Here is a 23,110-nt window from a genome sequence, read left to right as displayed (position 1 = left end):
AGACCAACCACGCACTCCCAGTAACGTCCACTACTCGCTGAAAGTTGCCAGACACCCGCCGCTACCTGCAGAAACGTCCTAACTCACCGGCATTGGGTGGTCACGGAGATCTCCTTCGCGAGATGAATCCCTGAGATCCCGGGGACGGGACGAGAGCGCGAAGGGGCGACGGACCGGACGGTGGCGGCCATGTCCGTCCACAGCCGTCCGTTCGGTCGATACGCCGACCCGCCCTCGAGGTCACCGGGATGTCCGCGCACGAGTGGTTCGTACGCGGGCAGTTGGCAGGTCTTCGGACTCGCGGGCACGTCTCGTCGTACGAGACACCTACTGGCCGTCGCTTCCCGGGCCCGGTACGTCGGACCCAGTGCGTATGACGGCGGTCGTTCCCGCTCACCGCTGCGGGGCAGTCCCGGATTCCCACCGGGTTCCCTCTTACGACGCATCCCGCCTGGCTGACGGGGCGAACCAGCTGCACCGGTCAGCCTACCGGTCGGGTTTCGCCGTGCAGGTGTCGAAGGGTCCCAGAGCACCAGCACGTTCGTACCGTGCCCCGTGCCCCGTGCCCCGTGCCCGTGCCCGATCGCCCGAGTTGACCGTCGTACGGACTTGATAGCCTCGTCGGGCCAGTCGAGCCACATCCGAGGCCAGGGAATCCGGTGCGAACCCGGAACTGACGCGCAGCGGTGAGGGGGACGGGCGGGGCACGGCACGCCACTGGGAGACCGGGAAGGCGCCCCGTCCGGACGAACCCGAGTCCGAACACCTGCTGGCACTCCGCGCCGCCCGGCGAGGAGGACGTCCGTAGGCCAGGCTCCGCGTACGAGCCCCGACACCCGAGGCATGCCCGTGCTCCGCTCCACCCTCCGTCCAACTGCCCTGCTGCATCCGCGCCGAGGTCACGACCAACCCCGGACACCCCGTCATCCGCTGTCCGCGACCGGCCGGCCGGGACGGATCCCCCGGCAGGAGGAGAGCGTGCCAAGTGATGCCTGAGCAGCGACCCGAAGGCCTTACGGGCCACGCCCCCGCCGCGTCGGCACCGTGCCGCGTCGTCGTGTGCCGGGACTGCTGCTGCGGCAGCACCAAGGTGACCGGAGTCGATCATGCGCGGCAGACCGAGCGCCTCGCCGAGAGCGTGCCCGTGCGCGTCTCCGCCTGCCTCGACGTGTGCGAACACGCAAATGTGATCGTCGTCCAGCCCTCCGCCGCCGCCCGCGCGACCGGCGCCCGCCCGGTCTGGCTCGGCCTCGTCAACGACCCCGAGGCGACCGAGGACATCATCGACTGGGTCCGCGCCGGCGGCCCCGGCGTCGCACCCTGTCCCGACGTGCTCGACCTCTACACCTTCACCCCGCCCAGGCGGAGCACGGCGAAGCCGGGCACCACGGCCACGTCCCAGCCGGAAGGTTGAAGCGTGAACAGGCGGGACGTGAAGATCGGATGGACCGATGCGCGCGGAACTCTTCACGAGACAGTCGCTGGAGATCATGACGTTGGCGGGCTGATGTCCCGGTGGATCACGCCCTGACTGTGTGCGGCCGACAGGCCCGCCGCCACCTGACCGCGCCGGAGGGCACCGCCCCCATGCCCGCGCCGATCCCCTCTGCTCCTGAAGGCACGTCTGAACGGCGGCGAAGGCCTGCTCTCGCACGCCGATCTTCGGGTGGCCAAGCGCGAGGCGTCCGACCTGTGGAACGCGCTCAACTCAAGGGTCGTCGCCGGTTGCCGTGACTACGAGGTACGGGGGATGGCCGTACGTCCTCACGATTCAGACGGCTTACTCGCGTGCTCGCAAGGGCGCGGAGGAGGGCCTGGGAATCGGGCAGCTCGCTGGGACCGCGTCAACGTCAAGTGCGGTAGCCGTAAACGTGACCCGCATGAGCAGGAAGCGTATTGCGCTGCCGAATAGCGAGGCCCTGATGGGGGGCGGCGCCTGCGGCCGTTCCTGACCGCTGCAATGAAAGCCTGGGCGGTGACGGCACTCGTCTGCCCACGCCGTGTTGGAAAGCCAGAACGGACGGCATCGGCTGCACGCGCCCATGGCCTGGGTGCCGAAGATCCGGTAAACCTGCACACCGTTCACTGACAGGTCGTAGGGAACATGAACAGTAGTCACGACTTTGCCTGACTGCGGCGGCTTCGGGGCGGGGATGTCCACCTTGGGAATCGGAGGCAATCGAATTGCGTGCAGCGAAGGGGCAGACCGCGTGAAGGAGTCGGCGTATTCAGTCACCGCGCTGTCACACCGGTGAGGTCGCCTTTCGCGGGGCGTCCCGTTTGATCCGTGGGCGGCTGGCCGCCCCTTTGTCGGCATGCTTTGATCTTGCGTAATGGCGCAAGTCGCCGGGAAGGGTTCCCAGTTTCGGGAATCGGGCGATCTCCGCCATCCGAAGTGCCTATTCGAAGGGAACCGCGCGTTATGAACCTTGCCTCTCAGGTTGAAACAGCCGAGATCTCCGACACCGACCTGGACAACGTCTCCGGCGGCCTCGCGGCCGGCGGCTCCGGCGGTCTCTTCTTGGAGACGCCGATCGGAGACGTTGTTGCCGGCCTCACGGCTGTCGCTTCGACCGAGGTTCTCGCGGCGGGAGCGGGCGTCCACACTGCCGCTCTGTGACGACACACGTACCCACCATGGGCCCCGAATCAGATGATTCGGGGCCCATGGCACATGGCGGGTACCCGCTCATTTCGGCCTTCGCTCTCCGCTCGGCGCCTCCCCGCGGCTGACCGGCGATCAGCTCAGAGCGTCGAGAGTATGCAGGATGTCGGCCGGTTCGGCGCGGGTGGTGTAGTCGGTGTTGACGAAGGCCCAGCGGATCACGCCGTCGCGGTCGATGACGTAGGTGGCGGGCAGCGGGAGCGTGCGCGGGTGGCCGTCGTTGACGCGCTGGAGGTCGAAGCCGAGCTTGTCGTAGACGGCGGCGAGGTCGTCGGGGAGGTCGAAGGCGAGGCCGTACTGCTTGGCGGTGTCGGAGCCGATGTCGCTGAGCACGTCAAAGGCGAGGCCGTGCTTCTCCGACAGGGTGAGGGACTCGTCGGGGATCTGCGGGGAGACGGCCACCAGGCGGGCGCCGCGAGCGGTGATCGCCTCGTGATGCTGCTGGAGGGAGCGCAGGGCGATGTTGCAGTACGGACACCATGCGCCACGGTAGAAGGTCAACACGACAGGCCCGTCGGTGAGTAGATCGTCCAGGTTCAGGGTCTGCCCGGTCGTGGAAGGGAGGCTGAAGCGCGGGGCCTTGTCGCCCACAGTCAGGGCGCGGTCGGCCTGGCCGGAGTCGGCAAGTTCCTGGCCGGCCCGCCGCATGATCTCCCGGATCTCGGTGGGGATCTGCTGCTGACGCGCTTCGTAGAAGGTGCGCAGTTCGGCGTTGAGGGTGGTCATGACGCTCGTTCCTCCTGGCTGACGTGGCTGACGGCTGGAGCGGGGCAAATCTTGAAGCGAAATCTTGAAACGGCCGTTCCAAGATAAGGGCATGCCGGGCCCCGCGCCAGCCGTGCGGAGGTGCCGATGTGTCAGAGGCTGGTGAAGGGGCGATGGTCGGTCAGGGCGAGAGCCCGGATGAAGGCGCCGAGATGGACCACACGGCGGGCGAGGAAGCGGCGGATGCGGGGTGACTGCGACCCGTACGCGGCCGCCCAGAGGGCTGGTATGCGATTCATGGAGGCATGGTCGCGGCGAGCGGGCGGCCACCGGCGGATCGTGGACGAAGCTGGACGCCTTCGCGCTGGTGGGCGACCTGCCCCGCTCTGTATCTGTCAGCGCCTTTGCGGCGAGCTGAACGGGGAGTATCTTGGAATTCCTATTTCAAGATGGCGGGGTGAAACATGCCGGACATCAAGCACTTCGATCCGGATGCCACCTTGGAGACCGTGGTGCGACTGTTCTGGCGGCAGGGCGTGGCCTCGACCGGGATCCAGGATGTGGTGACCGCGACCGGGCTCAACCGTTCCAGTCTGTACGCCACGTTCGGCGGTAAGCAGGAGCTCTATCTCGCCGCGCTGCGCCGTTACATGGTGCAGCGGTCCGAGCCGATGTTCCGGCGCCTGGCCGAGGACGAGCGGGGCCTGCCGGCGATCTCCGAGTTCTTCGGCGGCCTGATCGAGGCGCGTTGCTCGGGTGAGTACGCCCGCTGGGGCTGCATGGTCTCCAACGCGCACGCCGGGGCCGAGAACAGCGATCCTGAGGTACGCGCTGTCCTGGACCAGCACCACCGAGGGCTGCGCGAGGCAATGTACGCCGCCCTCGTCACCGCCGACAGCGAGGGGCAGCTCGCCCCCGGCGCCGACCCCGGAGCCTTCGCGGATCTGCTGGCGCTGCTCGCCTATGGCGTCAACCTGCGCTCCCGTGCCGGTGCGGATGCCGCGACGCTGGGCAGGACGGTGACCGCCGCCCTGGACTCGATCGGCGTCCGGGCGGCGGCATAAGGGTGCGTGGATCCGGCTCAACTGGGGTTGGGGACAGGTGAAGTGCCCGGACGGAGAGTGGGAGCTTCCTTCGCTTCCGCTTCTGCCGCATCCGCCGCATCCGCCGTGTAGTCCCCGGGGGATGTGACGTCGATTCCCTCGGGGGCCTTCGCAGCCTTCAGGGCGAAGGTCAGCACCACCGTCACCAGCACGTTCAGCACGAACGCCGTGAGGCCGATGTAGCCGATCTCCCCGATGCCGGGGATCTCCTTCGCCGAGCCGCCGAAGTGCTTCTGAGTCGGCGAGGCGACGCCGTACGCGGCGACCGTGCCGTAGATCATGCCGACCGCCCAGCCGACGAGCAGGGCCCAGCGGTGGAACCAGCGGGTGAACAGGCCGCCGACCAGGGCCGGGAAGGTCTGCAGGATCCAGATGCCGCCCAGCAGCTGGAAGTTGATGGCGACCGTCTTGTCCATCGTCAGGACGAAGACCAGCGCGCCGACCTTCACCAGCAGGGAGACCAGCTTGGAGACCTTCGTCTCCTGCGCGGGCGTCGCGTCCGGCTTGATGAAGTCCTTGTAGATGTTGCGAGTGAAGAGATTGGCCGCTGCGATGGACATGATGGCGGCCGGGACCAGCGCGCCGATGCCGATCGCCGCGAAGGCCACGCCCGCGAACCAGTCCGGGAACATGTCCTCGAACAGCTGCGGGATCGCCAACTGCCCGTTGGTGACCTTGATTCCGGCCGCGATCGCCATGAAGCCAAGGAGGGCCAGCAGGCCGAGCATCAGGGTGTAGAGGGGCATCACCGTCGTACTGCGCCGGATCACCTCGCGGCTGCGGGACGACAACGTCGCCGTGATCGAGTGCGGATACATGAACATGGCCATGGCGGAGCCCAACGCCAGCGTGGCGTACGTCCATTGGCTCGTCGGAGTCGGGAGCAGTCCGCCCGCACCGGCGTCCGTGTACTTCTTGTCCGCCGCGGCGAAGATCTCGTCGAACCCGCCCAGCTTGATCGGGATGTAGATGATCGCGACGACGATGACGATGTAGATCAGCGTGTCCTTGACGAAGGCGATCATGGCGGGGGCTCGTAGGCCCGAGGAGTAGGTGTACGCGGCCAGCACACCGAAGGCGAGCAGGAGGGGCAGGTCCTTGATGAACCAGTTGGTGTTCTCGCCGCCGCCGACGCCCATCACGTCCAGCACGGCTTGGATTCCGACCAGTTGGAGTGCGATGTACGGCATCGTCGCCAGGATGCCCGTGAAGGCCACCGCGAGCGACAGGCCCTTCGAGCCGAACCGGCCGCGGACGAAGTCCGCTGTGGTGACGTACCCGTGGCGGTGGCACACCGACCACAGCCTGGGGAGGAACGTGAAGATCAGGGGGTAGACGAGGATCGTGTACGGGACCGCGAAGAAGCCGGCCGCGCCCGTCGCGTAGATCGCCGCCGGGACCGCCACGAACGTATAGGCCGTATAGACGTCACCGCCCAGCAGGAACCAGGTGATCCAGGTCCCGAACGACCGGCCGCCCAGGCCCCATTCGTCGAGGCTGTGCTCGTTGTCGGCCTTGCGCCAGCGCGAGGCGAGGAAGCCCATGATCGTGACGGCCAGGAAGAAGAGGATGAAGACGGCGAGTGCGACGCCGTTCACGCCGTTGGGCATGGTGGCTCCCGTCCGGGGACGAAGGGGTTCAAGCGGGTGATGACGTGAGGGCCGGCCGGGCGCTTACGCGTCCGGCCGGGCCGTGGGTCAGGCGTGCACGGGCTCTGCCTCGGCCGGGGTCGATCCCGAGGCCGCCTTGGACTGTGGTGCCGGTGGGGACATCCGCTGTTCGAGCCGCTCAGGCAGCGCCCAGCGGTACAGGGGTACGGCGCCGGCGGTGGTGATGACCGCGACCAGGACCAGCATGGAGAAGACGTCCTTGCTGATCATTCCCTGGGCGAGGCCGATGTTGATGAAGATGAGGATCATCAGGCCGCGGGCGTTCATCAGGCCGCCCACCGCCCAGGACTCGCGCCAGGAGAATCCGACACCGCGCATGGCGAGGGCGCAGCCCGCGTACTTGCCGACGAAGCCCGCCGCAAGGATCAGCAGGAACGGGCCGATCATGGCCCATCCCGCGACGCCACCGAGCTCGGTGTTGAGGCCGGAGAAGGCGAAGAAGATCGGCAGGAGCAGCACGCAGACGATGTCCATCATGCGGTTGTGCAGAGCCGCGCGGAAGGCGGGGTTGCGCGGCATGGCGAGACCGGCGATGAAGCCACCGAACACGGAGTAGATGCCGATGAAGTCGGTGAACAGTCCCGACAGCAGGACGATGCCCACGACGATGTACATCTGGTCGAAGCCGAAGTGGCCGGTGCGTTCGACCTTGGCGCCCATCGGGCGCAGCAGCCGGGCCACGACGGTCAGCATGACGAGGGCGAACAGGGCGGTGAATCCGATCATGCGCAGGACCTGCATGGGGCCGCCCCCGGAGTGCATGGCCGACAGCACGGCGAGGAAGCACCAGGCCGCAGCGTCATCGATGGAGGCGCCCAGGAGGGTCATCCGGCCGAGCGGGGTGTTCTCCAGCCGGCGCTCGTAGAGGATGCGGGCCAGCATCGGGAAGGCTGTGATCGACAGGGCGCCGCCCATGAAGAGGGCGAACTCGAAGGACGAGACATCGGGGCGGGACAGCCGGTCGTAGAGGAGGTAGCCGGCGCCTGCGCCGAGCAGCAGGGAGGGAACGATGCCGGAGACGGCCAGGACGGCGGCGTTCCTGGTGTCCTTCCCGCCGGTGCCGCCACCGCGGTCGAGGCCGGCGCCGACCAGGAACATGAAGACCGTCAGGCCGATAGTGCTCAGGACGTACAGGATCGGCTTCACATCGGCGGTGAAGATCGCCTTCTGCGCCTCGGGGAACAGCGCGCCGAACAGGGTGGGGCCGAGCAGCACGCCGGCGACCATCTCTCCCAGCACCCGCGGCTGCTTCACCAGGAGTGCGAGGCGTCCGCAGAGGGCCGAGGCGGCCAGGATGACGACGATCGCGGGCAGGACGTGGAGGACGAGTTCGAGGTTCTTGTCGGTCGTGGCGGCCAGATAGGCCGTGGGGTACGTGGGTTGCACATCGACTCCCATGGTCATCAGGAACGTGCGGGGACGGAGGACTCGCGCGGGTCCTCGGTGGCCGGACGGCCGCGCACGGGGAGATGCGCGGGAAGTTGGAGGACGGTCGGCCAGCGCGCGTCGTCGGGGGCCACGACGAGGAAGCGGGCGTACCAGCTGTCGAAGAAGGACAGGACGAACATCGGCAGCAGAGTCCAGATCGCCACCTGCTCCAGCGGCCCGTTGCCGGTGAGCGCGGCGATGATGACCACCACGAACACGTTCGGGTAGGTCATGGCGGTGTAGTCGTCGAGCGTCTGGACGTGACGGCGGCGCTTGAGCAGGGCGGCGACCAGTCGCAGGCCGACGGCGACGCCCACGGCGGTCGGCGCGTAGGTGGTGAAGCCGTCCAGGTCGAGCTTGAGGCAGACGAGCACGATGAACGCGGTGAGCAGCAGTACGGCCACGTATCCGTTGCGCTCACCGTACTTGGCCGTACGGATGGGAGAGCGCTCCCGCAGGCGTTTGACCAGGACGTAGGCCGCCGTGACGACACCGGTCGAAGTGGCGGCGCTGATGGCGACGGCCGGTGCCACGTCCTCGTGCAGAGTCAGAGCCAGGACGGCCGAGAACGACAGCGTCGCCGCCAGTGAGGAGAGCAGGACCTGTGCGAACGTCGGCATGATCATGCCGCCGAGGCAGCGGCTGACCGTCATCGCCACCACGGAGCTGGGGGTCGCGAGGAACACGGCGGCGATCGCCGCCGTACTCGAACTGCCCACGTCCCACCAGTGCACCAGGGCCGCGAAGGCAATCGGCAGGGCGAGGTAGCGGAGGGCAACGGACCGAAGGATGCCACGGTCGGTCACGAACGCTCGCGCGTTCTCCAACTCGATACGGCACATGGTGATGACGCTGGCCAGCACAAGGAGCAGGAGCAGCAGGTAAGGCGAGGTGGAAAGCCGCAGCCCCGCGACATTGGCGAGAAGACCCGCCGCCAGTCCCCCGCAGAAGACCACGGGATGGTTGACGACGATCCACTCGTAGACCATGTTCATGGTCTTGTTCTCGTTCTTCACATAGCTGTGGATCCGATCGCCCTGCAGCATCTGGGAGTTGGGCAGGCGCAGGTCGTACGACTCGTCGGCCGGGCGGTCCAGGATGAACCGGCAGATCAGCTCGACGACGTACTTGTGGGAGACCACGCAGACCACTTCGCCGCGGCGCAGAGCGGGTAGCAACTCCTCCTCGTAGAAGGCGTGGACGCGGTCGTTGAACTGCTGGAAGGTCTCGCCGCCGTGCATGGTCGGGCTGTCGGCGTTCATGGCCCGCTCGTACTCGGCGATGCCGTGGCGGCGCTGGAGGATGGACTTGCTCTCCAGCGTGTAGCTGCCGAAGTCGCGTTCCATCAGGCGCTCGTCGACCACGACCTCGGGGGCGTTCGCGTCGGGGGTGTCAATGCCGAAGATGGTGTCGGCGGTCTCGTAGGCGCGGGTCAGCGGGGAGACGTAGACGCGGTCGAATTGCTGGTCGCGGTGGCCCTTGGCGACTTTCTCGGCCTGGATCCGGCCGAGGAAGGTCAGGGGTGCGTCGCGCTGACCGGCGATGCGGTGGACGGAATTGCAGGTCGATTCGCCGTGCCGGACCATGAACAGGCGGCTGAGCAGCTCCTGCTCGTCGTGGCCTGCCATCACATGGCCTTCTTCGGGGCGTGCTTGACCTGGTCGCCGTACTGGGAGTCCCAGCCCGCAAGCTTGGTGATGTCGCACAGGTTGTGGACCGCGTGCTTCTCCACCAGGGTGGCCAGCAGGGAGACGGTCCGCCGGGCCTGCTGCGTGGTGAGGTCGAACTCGCGGGCGAGGGAGGCGCCGAAGTCCGCCAGGTCGTCGTCGAGGATGCCGCGGTACTTGCGGCGCTCGGTGCGGTCCTGGGCCTGCAGGTAGTTGACGGCGTTGGGGTAGGCGCTCTCGCGGGCGTAGCTCTGCAGGCGCTCCCGGAGGCGGGTGGCCTGCGGCTCTCGGCGGTGAGGTCGGCGGCGATCCAGTCGCTGCTGCGGATCAGGCAGTGGTGGATGCCGTCGGGGATGTCCATCTGCTCCTCGTCGCTCGCGGGCTTCAGGCGGCGCAGCACCTCCATCGCCGTGTCGAAGCACTGGTTGCGCAGGGTGCCGATGCTGAACACGAATGCGCCGAGCCGGCCGCGGCGGGTGGTTTCGTCGCCCTGGCGCATGGGGCCCACGCCGTACAGGCCCGGTGCCATCTCGCCGTCCGCGGCGATGAGTTGTCCGTGTGCGCCGACCTCGATACCCCGGTGGGTCTTGGTCTGCGGTCGTGCATATCCGTGTCCGTTGACCAGGCCGTTCCACAGGGGGTGGTCGGTGTGCTCGTAGTCGGTCTTGTTGCCCAGGCAGTTGACGACGCGGTCGACGACGAGGTCCGGCTGGTCGGCGAAGACCACCCGGATCTTCGTGCCGTCCTCGACCAGGCGCATGTCCTGGATGCCGGCGGACAGGACGTCGACGGTCTTCGGTGCGCCGTTGAATCCGCGCATCCGGCTGCGTACGACTCCGCCGATCTCCCGCACGGTGCTGGTGCGGTTGGTGACGATCAGGCTCTTGTACCGGTCGAGCAGCATCCGCACGTCGCGGGCGTCCATGCGGGAGATCAACTCGATGACGTACGGCTCCCACGCCTTCATGACGCGCTCGGGGAAGACGGCGTCGAGCGCGCTGCCCGGCTCCACTCCCTGCTCGTCACGCAAGTGCGCGTACTCCGCCTTGATCCCCTCGACCACCGACTCGGGGGTGAGCTCCTCGGCGTCGAGGAACGGCGGTCGGCGGGCCTGCCAGATGTCGTGCTCGTGGTCGACGGGGTAGGTGCCGTGCATGTGGCCGCCGCGCGAGCAGATCACGATCTGTCCCCGGTGGCCGGCGTGCACGAGGGAGATCACCGTGTCGAAGGCCGACAACGCGGAACCGGTGACAAGGACGGTCTCCCCGGGGCCGAACTCCTGGAACCGCTCCTGAGCTCCGGGGGCGTAGGGGTCGGCGATGAAGCGGTCGGAGTCCTTGATGCGGTGGTAGAAGGGCGCCTGGACCGGCGAGAGATGGCCGGTCGCGAGTATCACCTGATCCGACGGCAGGTCGTGCACACCACCCTGCTCTCCGGCGTCGGCGTACTTGACGACGTAGCCGCCGCCCTCGCCGCGTACGTCGATGACCTCACCGGTCAGCTCCCGCAGTGTCACCTCGGCGTGGGCGTCGGCGGCCGCGTCGCGCAGCCGCTCGGCCAGGTACTGCCGGAAGATCCGTCGCGGTACGACGCAGGCCACGCCGAAGCTGTGGTACTGCCACTTCTGCGGCCACTCGGAGCGGTCCGCCTCCTCGTTGGCCCACTCCAGGAAGTCCTCCGGCCGCTCGCGGCGCAGGGTGATGCGGCCGGCCTGGATGTTGAGCATGTGCTCCCAGTTGGTGGACGCCCAGCCGAAGGCGATACCGCCGTAGCGGTAGCCCTCCTCCCGCTCTATCAGGCATATCTCCAGGGGTGTATCGGCGAAGTGGAGCAGCCGGATGGCGGTGAGCGTGCCGGAGAACCCGGCGCCGACGATCGTGACGCGCCGGGTGCCGGGAGCCGCACTGCCCATCTGCTGCATGCTGCTCGCGTGCATTGCCATGTCCGCCATGCCGCGGTCCTGGCTGTGGCTGTCCTGCATCGTGCTGTGCTGCGTTTCCACGGTCTTGTCTCCTTCAGTGGGGGGAAGAGTCAGCGCCACTCGTGGGTGAAGCGGACCGTCACGGCGTCACGGATCGAGTTGTGGACGATGCAGCCCCGCTCGGCCTTGAGCAGGGGCTTGGAGATCAGGTCCTGGAGGACGGCCGGCGCCGACACCTGCACGGTGATCTCTGAGAAGCGAGTCGGCGCGCTCACGAGGCTTCCGTCGGCCTGGAAGCTGATCTCGGAGGCGTCGGCCCCCGGGTCCTCGGCCCTCAGGGCCGCGAGGAAGGTGCTCACATAGCAACCACCGAGGGCCAGAAGCAGCAGCTCACCGCCCATGGGGCCGGCGTCGGTCCCCTCCTTCTCCTTGGGCCGGTCGATGGTGACCGTGTGGTCTCTGGCCTGACCCACGACGACGCTGCCGCCGACGGGGCGTAGGGACACACCGATTTCGGGCATGGCGATGCACGGACTCCTGTCCTGGAACGGGGGCACGAGGGACTCGGCGGGATTCCCGGGGTGCCGGTGAGCGGGAACGGGCCTCAGCATCGGGACGGAATACGGGCTTCCGGACGGATCGTGGATGATCCTGGATGCGCTCCGTGGCCGGAGCTCAACAGATGGAAACCGGTTGACAGGTACAGCCCCATGACGGCTAACTTGAAACGACTGTTCCAAGTTGGTCGTGGCCCAGGTGTCCCATGGGGGAGGATGTTCGTGCCGCAGGTACTGGATCCGGGAAAAGCCCGCACAATGGACGAATTCATCGCGGAACTGAGACTGCTGAAAGCGTGGGCGGGCAACCCGTCGATCACCGAGATCACGCGGCGCATCCACCGGGACTGGCAGCGGACAGGCCGCCCGCGCGGTGAATGGCCGGCCCGCTCGACCGTGGGCAACTGCTTCCAGGTCGGCCGCCGCCGCCCCAACTCCGACCTGCTACTGGCCGTGGTGCAGGCCCTCGTCGGCGCCGACGAAGCCATCCTCTCCGTGTGGCGGCAGTCGCTTCGAGCCGTGCTCGGCGAGGCCGAGGCCGCTGCACGGGTGAGCGCCTATGACCGACTGCCCGCAGGGCTCTCCGTGTTCGTCGGCAGGACGGACCTGGTGGCCCGGGCGGAATTCTTACTCGGCTGCGGCCGGGACGTCACGACGCTGGCGCTGGAGGGCATGCCCGGCGTGGGCAAGACGTCACTGGCCCTGCACATCGCTCACCGGCTGCTCGCCAAGGAACGCACCGCAGCGCCCGTCCTGTTCGCAAACCTGCGCGGCTCCGCCCCGCAGGGCCCGCCCGCCGACCCGGCAGCCGTACTTGAGACCTTCCTTCGCCTGCTCGGCGCAACCGGCGACCGCATCCCGTACGACCTCGACGCACGCGCGTCTCTCTACCGGCAGCTGCTGGCGGGAACCGGCGCGCTGATCGTCCTGGACGATGCCGCAGATACGGAACAGCTGCGTCCCCTGTTACCCGGGACCCCAGGATGCCGCACTGTGATCACCAGCCGGCGCGCACTCACCCGCCTCGGCGGAGCCACCCGTCTGCCGGTGCCGCTCCTTGAGCCGGACGACTCTGTCGAACTGCTGCGGGCTGCGGCGGGAGCCGACCGTATCGCCCCGGACATCCCAGCTGTACGGCAGATCGCGGACATGCTGGGCCACCTCCCGCTGGCGCTGTCGGTCATCGGCCGCCACATGCGCAACCACCCCGCCTGGGCGCTCAGCGACTACTACCGCGAGCCCGTGATCACCTTGGCCCTGGAGGACGGCGTACGGACCGCACTGACTGCTTCCGACGCACGGCTGCAGAAGGACGCGCGGCGCCTCCTGCGCCTGATGGCCCTCCAGTCGTCGCAGGAGACCGACCCCGCCACGGCCGCCGCGCTCCTGGGCGAACCGTCCGTCGTGGCCGAACGTCACATCGCCACCCTGACGGCAGCACACCTGCTCGAGCGCACCGCACCGGACCGCTTCCGACTCCACCCCCTCGTCCACGCCTACGCGGAGGAACGTATCTGCATCGACGAACCCGCGAGCCGTATCCGCCAGGCCCTGGGCCGCCTGCTGGAACACGGCCGCAGCCGCGATGCCGCCGTACGACTGGAGACTCGGACCATCCGTGGATTCCGGCTGCCCATGCCCCGGCAGCAGCACTCCGAGGCCGACGAAGAGACCAGGCTGCCGCAGCACTTGTCAGCAGGGCGGGTACTCGCAGCCTGATGGGCCTTCCGTCCGGCATCGGACTTTCGGACGCCAAGAGGAGGAACGTATACCCGCCGACCGGCCGCAGATCCTCGTCTTCGACGTCCACGAGACGCTCAGCGACGTCACGCCACTGCCCACCCGCTTCGAGGACACCGGCGCCCGCGGGCATGTGCTGCCCACCTGGTTCGCCGGGGTAGTGCGGGACGGCCGCGCTGACAGCCGTCGGCGTGTATGCGGACTTCGCATCCATCGCCCACGACGGGGCACAGGCGATGCTGTCCGGGCTGGCGGACTGGACGGGAGATGGCGAAGAGGCAGCCCGGCACATTCTCGACGGCTTCGCCCACCTGGACGTACACCCCGATGTGCCGGACGGCGTACGGAAGTTGAGTGAGGCAGGGCGTCGCCTGTGAACCGCGGCACGGCCGACGATTCCGCCTTCTCCCGTGAGTGGATGCCGCTCGTCGTCGGTGGCGGTCTCGATGCCACTGCCCCCTTCGCGTTGGTACGCACATACCTCAAGGACCGCAGAGTCCGCGCCGCGTCGTCCAGCTGGCTCTTGGCGCTGAGACCGCGTTTGAGATGGCGGCCGCTTCGCGCCATCCCGACCGTGGATGCCGGCCGCGACGGCATGGATCGCGACGAGCAGACCGAGGGTGTCGGTGACCAGCAAGCTCTTGCTGCCCATGACCTTCTTGCCCGCATCGAAGCCCCTGGTCGCCGCCGGGACGGTGTCGGCGGTGCGGACAGACTGCGAGTCGATCAGCCCTGGGCTTCGGCTGTCAGCCGCTCGGACCCGGCCGCGGAGGACGTCGTGGACGTGCCGGAGCTCAACGACCGCTCCAGCGCACAGGTACGGCAGATCTCAAACGCGGTGTGAGGCACACGTATCCGTCGCCGACCATCCCTCTCGACCACTACGCACACTTCATGCCCGAGGCGGGGAAGAAGGGGCGCAGGGCGATCGATAGCCTGCTGGGGGAGCGAGCGGAGGAGAGCTCCGGCCCGAACCCCCAGATTCTCCCCAGGCCCGATCCTCAGCGCAGATTCGACCGGCCGACGCACGTAAACAGCGAGGTGAGAGCCCACATGTTCACCACCCGCCCCACCCTCCAGGGCACCTTCGGCATGGTGTCCTCCACCCACTGGCTCGCCTCGCAGTCCGCGATGGCCGTGCTGGAGCGCGGCGGCAATGCCTACGACGCCGCCGTGGCGGGCGCGTTCGTGCTGCATGTCGTCGAGCCGCACCTCAACGGTCCGGCCGGTGAGGTGCCGATCCTCATCGCCCCGGCGGGCGGCGAGGTGCGGGTGGTGTGCGGGCAGGGGGTGGCGCCGCGCGGGGCGACCGTCGCGCACTACCGGGAGCTCGGACTGGAGCTGGTGCCGGGGACGGGGCCGCTGGCCGCCGCGGTGCCCGGTGCCTTCGACGCCTGGATGCTTCTGCTGCGGGACCACGGGACCAGGACGCTCGCCGAGGTGCTCGAGTACGCCATCGGGTACGCGGAGCACGGCCACGCGCCCGTGGAGCGGGTCGGCGAGACGGTCGAAACGGTGCGGGAGCTGTTCGAGACGGAGTGGACCTCGTCGGCCGAGGTGTATCTGCCGGACGGGAGGTCGCCTCGGCCCGGTGCGCTGCTGCGCAACCCCGCCCTCGCCGCCACCTGGAAGCGACTGCTCGCCGAGGTCTCGGGGGCCGGGGACCGGGTCGCGCAGATCGAGGCGGCGCGGGAGGTGTGGCGGTCCGGCTTCATCGCCGAGGCCCTCGTACGGCAGGCCGGGCGCCCGACGATGGACACCAGCGGCGAGCGGCACTCCAGCACGCTCACGGCCGCCGACCTCGCCGGCTGGTCCGCGACCTACGAGGCGCCGACGACGTACGACTGGAACGGCTGGACCGTGTGCAAGGCCGGCCCCTGGAGCCAGGGCCCGGTCCTGCTCCAGCAGCTCGCGCTGCTCCCGCCCGAGCTGCCGCGGTACGGGTCCGCCGAGTACGTCCATCTGCTGGTCGAGGGCTGCAAGCTGGCCATGGCCGACCGGGAGGCCTGGTACGGCGACGCGGCCGAGGTGCCGCTGGCCGATCTGCTGTCGGACGAGTACAACGCGGCCCGGCGGGAGCTGGTCGACGAGAAGGCGTCCCACGAGCTGCGGCCCGGCAGTCCGGGCGGGCGCGTCCCGCGGCTGAGCGCGCACGCGCGCGTGGCGGCCACCGAGGCGCCGGGCTTCGACGCGCTGGGCGCGGGGGAGCCGACGGTCGCCAAGTCGCCGACGTCCCCGGTGCCGGGCGAGCCCGATGTCCGCGCCGACGGCGGCACCCGGGGCGACACCTGCCATCTCGACATCGTCGACCGCTGGGGCAACATGATCGCGGCCACCCCCAGCGGCGGCTGGCTGCAGTCCAACCCCGTCGTGCCCGAGCTGGGCTTCCCGCTGGGCACCAGGCTCCAGATGACCTGGCTGGAAGAGGGCCTGCCGAACTCCCTGACACCGGGACGGCGCCCGCGGACCACGCTCACCCCCTCGATCGCGCTGCGCGACGGAGTGCCCGTCATGGCCTTCGGTACGCCCGGCGGGGACCAGCAGGACCAGTGGCAGCTGCACTTCCTCCTCGCGGTCGCCCTGCGCGAGCAGGTCCGCGGCGGCCTCGACCTCCAGGGCGCGATCGACGCCCCGAACTGGCACAACGACAGCTTCCCCGGTTCCTTCTATCCGCGCGGGATGCGGCCCGGAAGCGTGACCGTGGAGTCCCGGACGGACGCCGAGGTGGTGGAGGAGCTGCGGCGCCGTGGTCATGAGGTGACCGTCGGTGACGCGTGGTCGGAGGGCAGGCTGTGCGCGGTCGCGAGGGACCCGGAGACGGGGGTCCTGTCGGCGGCGGCGAATCCGCGGGGGATGCAGGGGTACGCGGTCGGGCGCTGAGGCGCACCTCTGAAGCCCCGCTCAGCGGACCCGCCCTGAGAACATGCCCTTGACCTGCCGATTCGCGCCCCTGGAGTTCACGCCGATGCCATCCGGCAGCCACTCGGCGGGCGGGGATTGTCAGTGGGGCATGTTCTTATTGACACGTGATCCGAACCAACGAAACCATCGAAGAGTTTCTCGCACAGCACTCGGCCGACGTCGAGGAAGCGGTCCGCAGGGCGGCCGCGGCCGAGATCATGCCTCGTTTCCGGCAGCTCGCCGAGCACGAGGTCGACCAGAAGGGCGGACCGCACGACCTGGTGACCGACGCCGACCGGCTCGCCGAGAAGTACCTCACCGAGGCGCTCGGCGCGCTCCTGCCCGGCTCGGTCGTGGTCGGCGAGGAGGCGGTGCACGCCAACCCGGCGACCTACGAGGCGGTGTGCGGCGACGCCCCGGTCTGGATCGTCGACCCCGTCGACGGGACCCGGCAGTTCGTCAACGGGGACGACGGCTTCTGCACCCTGGTCGCGCTCGCGCAGCGCGGCGTGCTCCTCGCCTCCTGGACCTACGCCCCCGCCCGCGGTCAACTGGCCACGGCGATACGGGGCCAGGGCGCCTTCCTCAACGGCGAGCGGCTGCGTTCCGGCGCGGCGGAGCCCGGCCGCGACCTCCACATCGCCACGTCCCACCCGGACTACACCACCGACGAGCAGAAGCGCGCGCTCCTCGCCCTGTGGACCGATGGTGTCGCCCCGCGTCCCTGCGGCTCGGCCGGCCTGGAGTATCTCGCCATCGCCCGCGGCGAGTTGGACGCGATCGCGTTCAGCTGGGAGGCCGCCTGGGACCACGCCGCGGGCATCCTGCTGGTCGAGGAGGCCGGCGGCACCCACCTGACCCACTTGGGCGAGCCGTTCCGTGTCACCGGTGGCAATGCCCTGCCGTTCACCGCGGCCCGTGACGAGGCCACGGCTCGGCGGGTGGTGGGACTGCTGTCGGGCGGAGTCTGATCTGCGGGTGGGAGCGGCCGACACGCAGGTCGACCACCTCGAATTCCGCGGGTGTGCCCTCCTCGGGCCACTGGCACTCCGCTCTCAGAAGGACCAGGGCGTCCACGAAGCCCGGGGCGGGCAGGCCGACGTCGACGAACACACCGGTCACGCCGGGTCCCCAGGGCGAGACGGTGAAAGTGCCGGTCAGGCGGGTGCCGACGGGCAGCGGACCGGTGTCGTGGCGCACCTCGCACTGGCGGTACGAACGGGCGCGGCCCCACGCGAGGTCGAATGCCCGCCGGTCCACCGTCCGCGCGTCCGGAGGCTCCACGACCGGTTCCCGCGCCGGCACCCCGTACACGACCTCGTACAGCTGAACGCCCCAGTCCCCGCACGCCTGCCGGGTCAGCGCGAGCTCGGCCGCTTCGACGGCGACCACCGGCACACCGGCGGTGGCCGCTTCGGCGGCGACCACCGGCACACCGGCGGGTCCCTGGAAGGAGATCTGCCGCACCACCCGGCCCCCGTCCGCCACCTCTAACCAGTGCCATGCGTCGTCCTCGGGCACATGGAAACGGAAGCGGTGCGTCACGTGGCGGACTTTACCCGCGCCCCGGTGTTGTCAGTGCTCCGGCATATCCTGACCTCAATGGCCATCGGCTGACGAAGGGGTCCGAAGGTGCCGTCGATGCTCGATGCGGTCGTGGTGGGAGCGGGGCCGAACGGACTGACCGCTGCCGTGGAGCTGGCCCGCCGCGGCTTCTCCGTGGCCGTGTTCGAGGCGCGTGACACCGTCGGCGGGGGAGCCCGCACGGAGGAGCTGACCCTGCCCGGCTTCCGGCACGACCCGTGCTCCGCCGCGCACCCCCTCGGCATCAACTCACCCGCGTTCCGCGCGATGCCGCTGGACCGCTATGGCCTTCAGTGGCTGCACGCCGACCTGCCGATGGCACATCCGTTCGCCGACGGCACCGCCGCCGTGCTGGCCCGGTCCGTCGCCGAGACCGCAGCCTCCTTCGGTCCGCGCGACGCCGGGCCGTACCGCAGGCTGGTCGAGCCGTTCCTGGCGAAGTGGGACACACTCGCCCGCGACTTCATGTCCCTGCCGCTGACGGCGCTGCCCCGCGACCCGGTCACCCTCGCCCGGTTCGGCCTGGTCGGGCTGCCTCCGTCCACCTGGCTGATGCGGCGCTTCAAGGACGAGCGGGCCAGGACCCTGTTCTCCGGCCTCGTCGCGCACGTCATGGCCCCGCTCGGCGGCTTCGCCACCGGCGCCGTCGGCCTGGTCTTCGCCCTCGCGGCCCACGCCCGCGGCTGGCCCGTGGCCCGCGGCGGCTCCCAGTCCATCTCCGACGCCCTCACCGCGTATCTGGAGGACCTCGGCGGCGGCGTCCACACCGACTACGAGGTCAAGCGGCTCGACGATCTGCCGCCCGCGCGCGCCTATATCTTCGACACCTCACCGACCGCCCTGGCCCGCATCGCCGGCTTCGGCCGGTACTACGAGGGCTTTCGCTACGGCCCCGGCGTTTTCAAGATCGACTACGCGCTGGACGGCCCGGTCCCGTGGACCGCGCCGGAGGCCCGGCGGGCCGGCACCGTGCAGATCGGCGGGAACAGCGCGGAGATCGGCGCCGCGCTGCGTGCGGTGTCCAGGGAGGGCCGGGCGCCCGACAAGCCGTTCATGATCACGGTGCAGCCCGGCGTCGCCGACCCCACCCGGGCCCCCGAGGGCAAGCAGGTCTTCTGGGCGTACGGGCATGTGTCCCACGGCTGGACCGGAGACCTCACGGACGCCATAGAGCGTCAACTGGAGCGTTACGCCCCGGGGTTCCGCGACCGTGTCCTCGCCCGCGCGACCGCCGGCCCCGCCGAACTCGTCGCTCGCAACGCCAACTACGTCGGCGGTGACATCGGCTCCGGCGCGACCTCCGGACTGCAACTCCTGCTGCGCCCAAAGCTGTCGCTCTTCCCCTACACCACCCCGCACCCGGCCGTCTTCATCTGCTCGTCGGCGACCCCGCCCGGACCCGGCGTGCACGGCATGTCGGGACACAACGCGGCCAAGGCCGTATGGCGGCGCCTGCGCCAGGAGCCGTGAGACGGCTCAAACGACCTACGTTTACCGGTAGTTCGGGCCTCGCGGTAAGGGAAATCTGTGTCTTCTTTGTCACTCCTCTTACCGGGGGGTAGGTAGCTGAATGCTCAACTGCCCCCGAGTAGGGTGCGGCCATGAAAGATCGGAAAGCGGTTGTCCGCTTCGGATCCCGGTCTGCCGTGCGCCTCGCCGACCTCGCCCTGCTCGTCAGAGCGCCGGCCGCGCTGAGTGTCCCCGGTGATGTGATCGCGGGAGCGGCCGCCGCCGGACGCCCCCTGGGCGCCCGTACCCTCGGAGTGATCGGCTCCTCCGTCTGCCTCTACTGGGCCGGCATGGCTCTCAACGACTACGCCGACGCCACGGTGGACGCCGTCGAGCGTCCCGAACGGCCGGTGCCGTCGGGGCGAGTTCCCCGCCGTACCGCCCTCGCCGTGGCCGGCGGGCTCACCGCTGCGGGCCTAGGTCTCGCCGCCGCCGCGGGTGGCCGTCGCAGCGTGGCCGCCGCGCTGCCACTGGCCGGGCTGGTGTGGGCGTACGACCTGAAGCTCAAGTCCACCGCGGCGGGTGGCTTCGCCATGGCGGGGGCTCGGATTCTGGATGTGCTGGCCGGAGCGGTCGTGCCTGGGCCCGGTGCGCCATCGGTCGGCGTCGCGCTTCGCCGTGCCGCCGTGCCTGCCGCGCTGGTCGGCGCCCATACGGGCACGTTGATGGCGCTCAGTCGGCACGAGATCGGCGGTGCGCCGGTGCGGGTTCCGATCGGGACTCTTGCCGTGTCGGCGGCGACGGCGGTCGCCACGACGGTTCCGGTGGCCCGAGCCGATGCGGGCAGTGCCGCGCGGGATCGTCTGTCGTCTGCCGCGTCGTCGTGGCTGGTCGCGCGGTTCCCCGCGCCCCTTGGGGGCGCTGCCGCCACCCCCTCCGCGAAGATCCGTACCGCCGCCACCGCCGCCGGTGCCCTCGCCTACCTCGGCACCTACGGCAACGCCCAGATCCGTGCCGTTCGGGAGCCCTCGGGGGAGAACGTGCGGCGGGCCGTCGGGGCCGGGATTCTCGGTCTGATGCCCCTTCAGGCGGCGCTGACCGCGCGCGGCGGAGCACCCGCCGTCGCCGCCGCGCTCGGCGTCTTCCACCCCCTCGCGCGACGGCTGGCCCGGCGCATATCCCCCACCTGAGACCCACCACCTCCGTGTGAGGAACCGGCACCATGAGACCTCCCCCCACCCCACTGAAGTTCGGCTACGGCACCAACGGCTTCACCCACCACCGGCTGAGCGACGTCCTCGTCGTCCTCGCCGACCTCGGCTACGACGGCGTCGCGCTCACCCTCGACCACAACCACCTCGACCCGTACGCCGAAGACCTGCCCCGCCGCGTCACCGCCCTCGCCCGGCAACTGGGCAGACACGGCCTCGACATCACGGTGGAGACCGGCGCGCCCTACTTCCTCGACCCCTGGAACAAGCACCTGCCCACGCTGATGTCGGACGGCTGCGAACTCCGGATCGACCTGCTGCGCCGCGCCCTGCGCATCGCCGCCGACCTCGGCTCGCCCACCGTCCATCTGTGCAGCGGCCCGGCGCCGGACCGGATGCCGGAGCGGGACGCGTGGAAGCGGCTCGCGGAGGGCGTGGAGGCGGTGCTGGAGACGGCGGAGAAGTACGGGGTGGCGCTGGCCTTCGAGCCGGAGCCGTACATGTTCGTCGACACCGTGGAACGCTGTCTGCGGCTCGCTCAACTGGTCGGCGGGCACGAGCTGTTCGGGGTCACCTTCGATGTCGGCCACGCCCACTGCGTGGAGGAACGCCCCCTGCTGGACTGCGTGCGCCGGGCGGCGCCGATCCTGCGCAACACGCAGATCGAGGACATGCGGCGCGGCGTCCACCAGCATCTCGAATTCGGCGCCGGCGAGATCGACTTCCCGCCGGTGCTGGCCGCCCTGCGCGCGCTCGGGCACCGCGGCCTGGTCTCCGTGGAGATCCAGGGCGGCTCGCTCGACGCGCCCGAAGTCGCCCGCCGCTCGATCGAGTTCCTGCGCGCGGCCGAACGGACCGCCGCGGCCGGATAGTCGACGGGCGCGCCCGCCGCGGGTCGCCCTCGCCGCCCCGCCCCACCCAACTCCTCCCACCTCAGCGGAAGTTGTTCCCCCATGGCCGTCACGTCCGCCTCCCCCTCGGCTCCACCGGACCCCCACCCCGCCCTGAACACCGCACTGGACCCCACGGCCCGCGCCTGGCTGGACGAGAGCGCCGCCGAGATCGCCGCCGAACCCGCCGCCGTACGGCGCCTCTTCCCCGCCGCCCGAAGGCGCTGCGGACACGGCCGCCTCACCGAGCACTGGTCCGTGGACGAGGCCGCCCGCGCCGTCCTGCTCGCCGCACTGCCCCTGCGCGGCCGGGCCCTCGCCGACGAGGTCACCCGCCTGTACCGGCATGGCGACCCGGCCGAACAACGTGCGGTCCTTCGGACCCTGCCGCTGCTCGACCTCGGCGACCTCGCCCTGCCCGTCGTACGGGACGCTCTGCGCGGCAACGACACGACCCTGATCGAGGCCGCCCTCGGCCCGTACGCCGCCGTGCACCTCCCCGCCGCCGAGTACCGCCATGCCGTACTGAAGTGCGTCTTCTGCGAGATCCCGCTCGACCGCGTCAGCGGCCTCGACACCCGCGCCGACCGTGAACTGGCCCGGATGCTCGCCGACTTCGCCCATGAGCGGATCGTCGCGGGACGTGACGTACCCCAGGACATCCGGCCCGTCGTCCGTGCCTTCCCGGACGTCATCGACGCAGAACTCGCGCCCGCACTCACGGACGTACTCGCGGACGTACTCAAGGAAGAGGGCTGACCGTGCGCATCTTCGACCCCCATATCCACATGACCTCCCGGACGACCGACGACTACGAGGCGATGTACGCCGCCGGGGTGCGCGCCGTCGTCGAACCCGCCTTCTGGCTGGGCCAGCCCCGCACCTCGCCCGAGAGCTTCTACGACTACTTCGACGGGCTGCTGGGCTGGGAGCCGCACCGGGCCGCGCAGTTCGGCATCCAGCACTACTGCACGATCGCGCTCAACCCGAAGGAGGCGAACGACCCCCGCTGCCTCCCGGTCCTCGACGAACTGGACCGCTACCTCGCCAAGGACCGGGTCGTCGCCGTCGGCGAGATCGGCTACGACTCGATGACCCCGGAGGAGGACGAGGCGCTCGCCCGTCAGCTCCGGCTCGCCATCCGGCACGAACTGCCCGCCCTGGTGCACACCCCGCACCGCGACAAGGCCACCGGCACCCGCCGCACCCTGGACGTCGTACGGGAGTCGGGCATCGCCCCCGAACGCGTCGTCCTCGACCACCTCAACGAGCTCACCGTCGGCATGGTCCTCGACAGCGGCTGCTGGGCCGGGTTCTCGATCTACCCGAGGACCAAGATGAGCGAGGACCGGATGGTGGAGATCCTCAAGGAGCACGGGACCGAGCGGGTACTGGTCAACTCGGCCGCCGACTGGGGCCGTTCGGATCCACTGAAGACCCGCAGGACCGCCGACGCCATGCTCGCCGCCGGGTTCGACGAGGACGACGTCGACAAGGTGCTGTGGCGCAACCCCGTCGCCTTCTACGGCCAGAGCGGGCGGCTGGAACTGGAGGAGCCCAAGCCGGACGAAGAGGCCACCTTCCAGGGCAACTCCATACGTCGCGGGGGAGCGTGAGGC

Annotated in this window: 19 protein-coding genes, 2 pseudogenes and 2 riboswitches; of the genes and pseudogenes, 12 read left to right on the top strand and 9 right to left on the bottom strand. The window is 69.8% G+C overall.

Going from position 1 to position 23,110, the window contains the following annotated elements:
• Window positions 1–266 precede the first annotated feature (266 nt).
• Window positions 267–488: riboswitch (cobalamin riboswitch) on the bottom strand.
• A gap of 122 nt (window positions 489–610) precedes the next feature.
• Window positions 611–788, top strand: a riboswitch (cobalamin riboswitch).
• Between the two features lie 200 nt (window positions 789–988).
• Window positions 989–1,414, top strand: coding sequence for a (2Fe-2S) ferredoxin domain-containing protein (locus ACZ7NC_RS37665; RefSeq protein WP_471495327.1), 426 nt, complete (start codon window positions 989–991; stop codon window positions 1,412–1,414).
• Window positions 1,415–2,422: 1,008 nt separating this feature from the next.
• Window positions 2,423–2,620: a hypothetical protein gene (locus ACZ7NC_RS37660; protein WP_471495325.1), complete on the top strand. Its 198-nt coding sequence runs from the start codon at window positions 2,423–2,425 to the stop codon at window positions 2,618–2,620.
• A 120-nt stretch (window positions 2,621–2,740) separates the two neighbouring features.
• On the opposite strand, the gene ACZ7NC_RS37655 is transcribed toward ACZ7NC_RS37660, so the two are convergent.
• Both ACZ7NC_RS37655 and ACZ7NC_RS37650 read right to left on the bottom strand, forming a co-directional pair.
• Complete coding sequence (locus ACZ7NC_RS37655; protein ID WP_471495323.1) at window positions 2,741–3,391, bottom strand: peroxiredoxin-like family protein; 651 nt, start codon at window positions 3,389–3,391, stop codon at window positions 2,741–2,743.
• A gap of 131 nt (window positions 3,392–3,522) precedes the next feature.
• Entirely contained in the window at window positions 3,523–3,669 is a 147-nt protein-coding gene (locus tag ACZ7NC_RS37650) for a hypothetical protein (protein WP_471495321.1), read from the bottom strand.
• Between the two features lie 165 nt (window positions 3,670–3,834).
• Between ACZ7NC_RS37650 and ACZ7NC_RS37645 the strand changes: the two genes are divergently transcribed.
• Window positions 3,835–4,434: a TetR/AcrR family transcriptional regulator gene (locus tag ACZ7NC_RS37645; RefSeq protein ID WP_471495319.1), complete on the top strand. Its 600-nt coding sequence runs from the start codon at window positions 3,835–3,837 to the stop codon at window positions 4,432–4,434.
• Window positions 4,435–4,451: 17 nt separating this feature from the next.
• On the opposite strand, the gene mctP is transcribed toward ACZ7NC_RS37645, so the two are convergent.
• The 5 genes and pseudogenes from mctP to ACZ7NC_RS37620 all read right to left on the bottom strand — a co-directional run bounded on the left by mctP (window position 4,452) and on the right by ACZ7NC_RS37620 (window position 11,680).
• Complete coding sequence (gene mctP / locus ACZ7NC_RS37640; protein WP_471495317.1) at window positions 4,452–6,083, bottom strand: monocarboxylate uptake permease MctP; 1,632 nt, start codon at window positions 6,081–6,083, stop codon at window positions 4,452–4,454.
• An 87-nt stretch (window positions 6,084–6,170) separates the two neighbouring features.
• Entirely contained in the window at window positions 6,171–7,529 is a 1,359-nt protein-coding gene (locus ACZ7NC_RS37635; RefSeq protein WP_471495315.1) for a cation:proton antiporter, read from the bottom strand.
• A gap of 17 nt (window positions 7,530–7,546) precedes the next feature.
• On the bottom strand, window positions 7,547–9,199 hold the full coding sequence (locus tag ACZ7NC_RS37630) for a histidine phosphatase family protein (RefSeq protein ID WP_471495313.1): 1,653 nt from the start codon (window positions 9,197–9,199) through the stop codon (window positions 7,547–7,549).
• 1,426 nt (window positions 9,200–10,625) lie between these two features.
• Window positions 10,626–11,150: pseudogene (locus ACZ7NC_RS37625) on the bottom strand (FAD/NAD(P)-binding protein); the annotation flags it as partial.
• 119 nt (window positions 11,151–11,269) lie between these two features.
• On the bottom strand, window positions 11,270–11,680 hold the full coding sequence (locus ACZ7NC_RS37620; protein ID WP_471495311.1) for an OsmC family protein: 411 nt from the start codon (window positions 11,678–11,680) through the stop codon (window positions 11,270–11,272).
• 294 nt (window positions 11,681–11,974) lie between these two features.
• Between ACZ7NC_RS37620 and ACZ7NC_RS37615 the strand changes: the two genes are divergently transcribed.
• Window positions 11,975–13,435 (top strand): NB-ARC domain-containing protein, encoded by a 1,461-nt coding sequence (locus tag ACZ7NC_RS37615; protein ID WP_471495309.1) that lies wholly within the window; start codon window positions 11,975–11,977, stop codon window positions 13,433–13,435.
• A 212-nt stretch (window positions 13,436–13,647) separates the two neighbouring features.
• Entirely contained in the window at window positions 13,648–13,833 is a 186-nt protein-coding gene (locus tag ACZ7NC_RS37610) for a hypothetical protein (protein WP_471495307.1), read from the top strand.
• Window positions 13,834–14,072: 239 nt separating this feature from the next.
• Here the strand turns inward: ACZ7NC_RS37610 and ACZ7NC_RS37605 are convergent.
• Window positions 14,073–14,183, bottom strand: a pseudogene (locus ACZ7NC_RS37605) (IS5-like element ISFal3A family transposase); the annotation flags it as partial.
• A 326-nt stretch (window positions 14,184–14,509) separates the two neighbouring features.
• On the opposite strand from ACZ7NC_RS37605, the gene ACZ7NC_RS37600 reads away from it, so the two are divergent.
• Both ACZ7NC_RS37600 and ACZ7NC_RS37595 read left to right on the top strand, forming a co-directional pair.
• A complete protein-coding gene (locus ACZ7NC_RS37600; protein WP_471495305.1) occupies window positions 14,510–16,336 on the top strand; it encodes a gamma-glutamyltransferase family protein in 1,827 nt (608 codons plus the stop codon).
• 146 nt (window positions 16,337–16,482) lie between these two features.
• Complete coding sequence (locus tag ACZ7NC_RS37595) at window positions 16,483–17,328, top strand: inositol monophosphatase family protein (RefSeq protein WP_471495303.1); 846 nt, start codon at window positions 16,483–16,485, stop codon at window positions 17,326–17,328.
• Here ACZ7NC_RS37595 and ACZ7NC_RS37590 read toward each other — a convergent pair.
• Window positions 17,264–17,902: a hypothetical protein gene (locus tag ACZ7NC_RS37590; RefSeq protein ID WP_471495301.1), complete on the bottom strand. Its 639-nt coding sequence runs from the start codon at window positions 17,900–17,902 to the stop codon at window positions 17,264–17,266. The genes ACZ7NC_RS37595 and ACZ7NC_RS37590 overlap by 65 nt on opposite strands.
• Before the next feature lie 96 nt (window positions 17,903–17,998).
• On the opposite strand from ACZ7NC_RS37590, the gene ACZ7NC_RS37585 reads away from it, so the two are divergent.
• From ACZ7NC_RS37585 to ACZ7NC_RS37565, 5 genes are all read left to right on the top strand, one after another.
• Complete coding sequence (locus ACZ7NC_RS37585) at window positions 17,999–19,411, top strand: phytoene desaturase family protein (protein ID WP_471495299.1); 1,413 nt, start codon at window positions 17,999–18,001, stop codon at window positions 19,409–19,411.
• 131 nt (window positions 19,412–19,542) lie between these two features.
• Complete coding sequence (locus ACZ7NC_RS37580; protein WP_471495297.1) at window positions 19,543–20,580, top strand: SCO3242 family prenyltransferase; 1,038 nt, start codon at window positions 19,543–19,545, stop codon at window positions 20,578–20,580.
• A gap of 32 nt (window positions 20,581–20,612) precedes the next feature.
• Window positions 20,613–21,473, top strand: coding sequence for a sugar phosphate isomerase/epimerase family protein (locus tag ACZ7NC_RS37575; protein ID WP_471495295.1), 861 nt, complete (start codon window positions 20,613–20,615; stop codon window positions 21,471–21,473).
• 81 nt (window positions 21,474–21,554) lie between these two features.
• Complete coding sequence (locus ACZ7NC_RS37570) at window positions 21,555–22,250, top strand: EboA domain-containing protein (RefSeq protein ID WP_471495293.1); 696 nt, start codon at window positions 21,555–21,557, stop codon at window positions 22,248–22,250.
• 2 nt (window positions 22,251–22,252) lie between these two features.
• The gene (locus ACZ7NC_RS37565) at window positions 22,253–23,107 is read left to right on the top strand and encodes a TatD family hydrolase (RefSeq protein ID WP_471495291.1); all 855 of its coding nucleotides are present in this window, start codon (window positions 22,253–22,255) and stop codon (window positions 23,105–23,107) included.
• Window positions 23,108–23,110: the final 3 nt, after the last annotated feature.

It is taken from the genome of Streptomyces sp. NPDC111802 (assembly GCF_055634335.1).
The sequence above is the reverse complement of the archived record's forward strand: the minus strand, read 5'-3'. Positions and strand labels throughout refer to the sequence as shown.

Bases quoted from the DNA above. Each gene is read 5' to 3' on its own strand.
- ACZ7NC_RS37665 (WP_471495327.1), top strand. From the start codon at position 989: ATGCCTGAGCAGCGACCCGAAGGCCTTACGGGCCACGCCCCCGCCGCG.
- ACZ7NC_RS37660 (WP_471495325.1), top strand. From the start codon at position 2,423: ATGAACCTTGCCTCTCAGGTTGAAACAGCCGAGATCTCCGACACCGAC.
- ACZ7NC_RS37655 (WP_471495323.1), bottom strand. From the start codon at position 3,391: ATGACCACCCTCAACGCCGAACTGCGCACCTTCTACGAAGCGCGTCAG.
- ACZ7NC_RS37650 (WP_471495321.1), bottom strand. From the start codon at position 3,669: ATGAATCGCATACCAGCCCTCTGGGCGGCCGCGTACGGGTCGCAGTCA.
- ACZ7NC_RS37645 (WP_471495319.1), top strand. From the start codon at position 3,835: ATGCCGGACATCAAGCACTTCGATCCGGATGCCACCTTGGAGACCGTG.
- mctP (WP_471495317.1), bottom strand. From the start codon at position 6,083: ATGCCCAACGGCGTGAACGGCGTCGCACTCGCCGTCTTCATCCTCTTC.
- ACZ7NC_RS37630 (WP_471495313.1), bottom strand. From the start codon at position 9,199: ATGGCAGGCCACGACGAGCAGGAGCTGCTCAGCCGCCTGTTCATGGTC.
- ACZ7NC_RS37620 (WP_471495311.1), bottom strand. From the start codon at position 11,680: ATGCCCGAAATCGGTGTGTCCCTACGCCCCGTCGGCGGCAGCGTCGTC.
- ACZ7NC_RS37615 (WP_471495309.1), top strand. From the start codon at position 11,975: ATGGACGAATTCATCGCGGAACTGAGACTGCTGAAAGCGTGGGCGGGC.
- ACZ7NC_RS37600 (WP_471495305.1), top strand. From the start codon at position 14,510: ATGTTCACCACCCGCCCCACCCTCCAGGGCACCTTCGGCATGGTGTCC.
- ACZ7NC_RS37585 (WP_471495299.1), top strand. From the start codon at position 17,999: ATGCTCGATGCGGTCGTGGTGGGAGCGGGGCCGAACGGACTGACCGCT.
- ACZ7NC_RS37580 (WP_471495297.1), top strand. From the start codon at position 19,543: ATGAAAGATCGGAAAGCGGTTGTCCGCTTCGGATCCCGGTCTGCCGTG.
- ACZ7NC_RS37575 (WP_471495295.1), top strand. From the start codon at position 20,613: ATGAGACCTCCCCCCACCCCACTGAAGTTCGGCTACGGCACCAACGGC.
- ACZ7NC_RS37570 (WP_471495293.1), top strand. From the start codon at position 21,555: ATGGCCGTCACGTCCGCCTCCCCCTCGGCTCCACCGGACCCCCACCCC.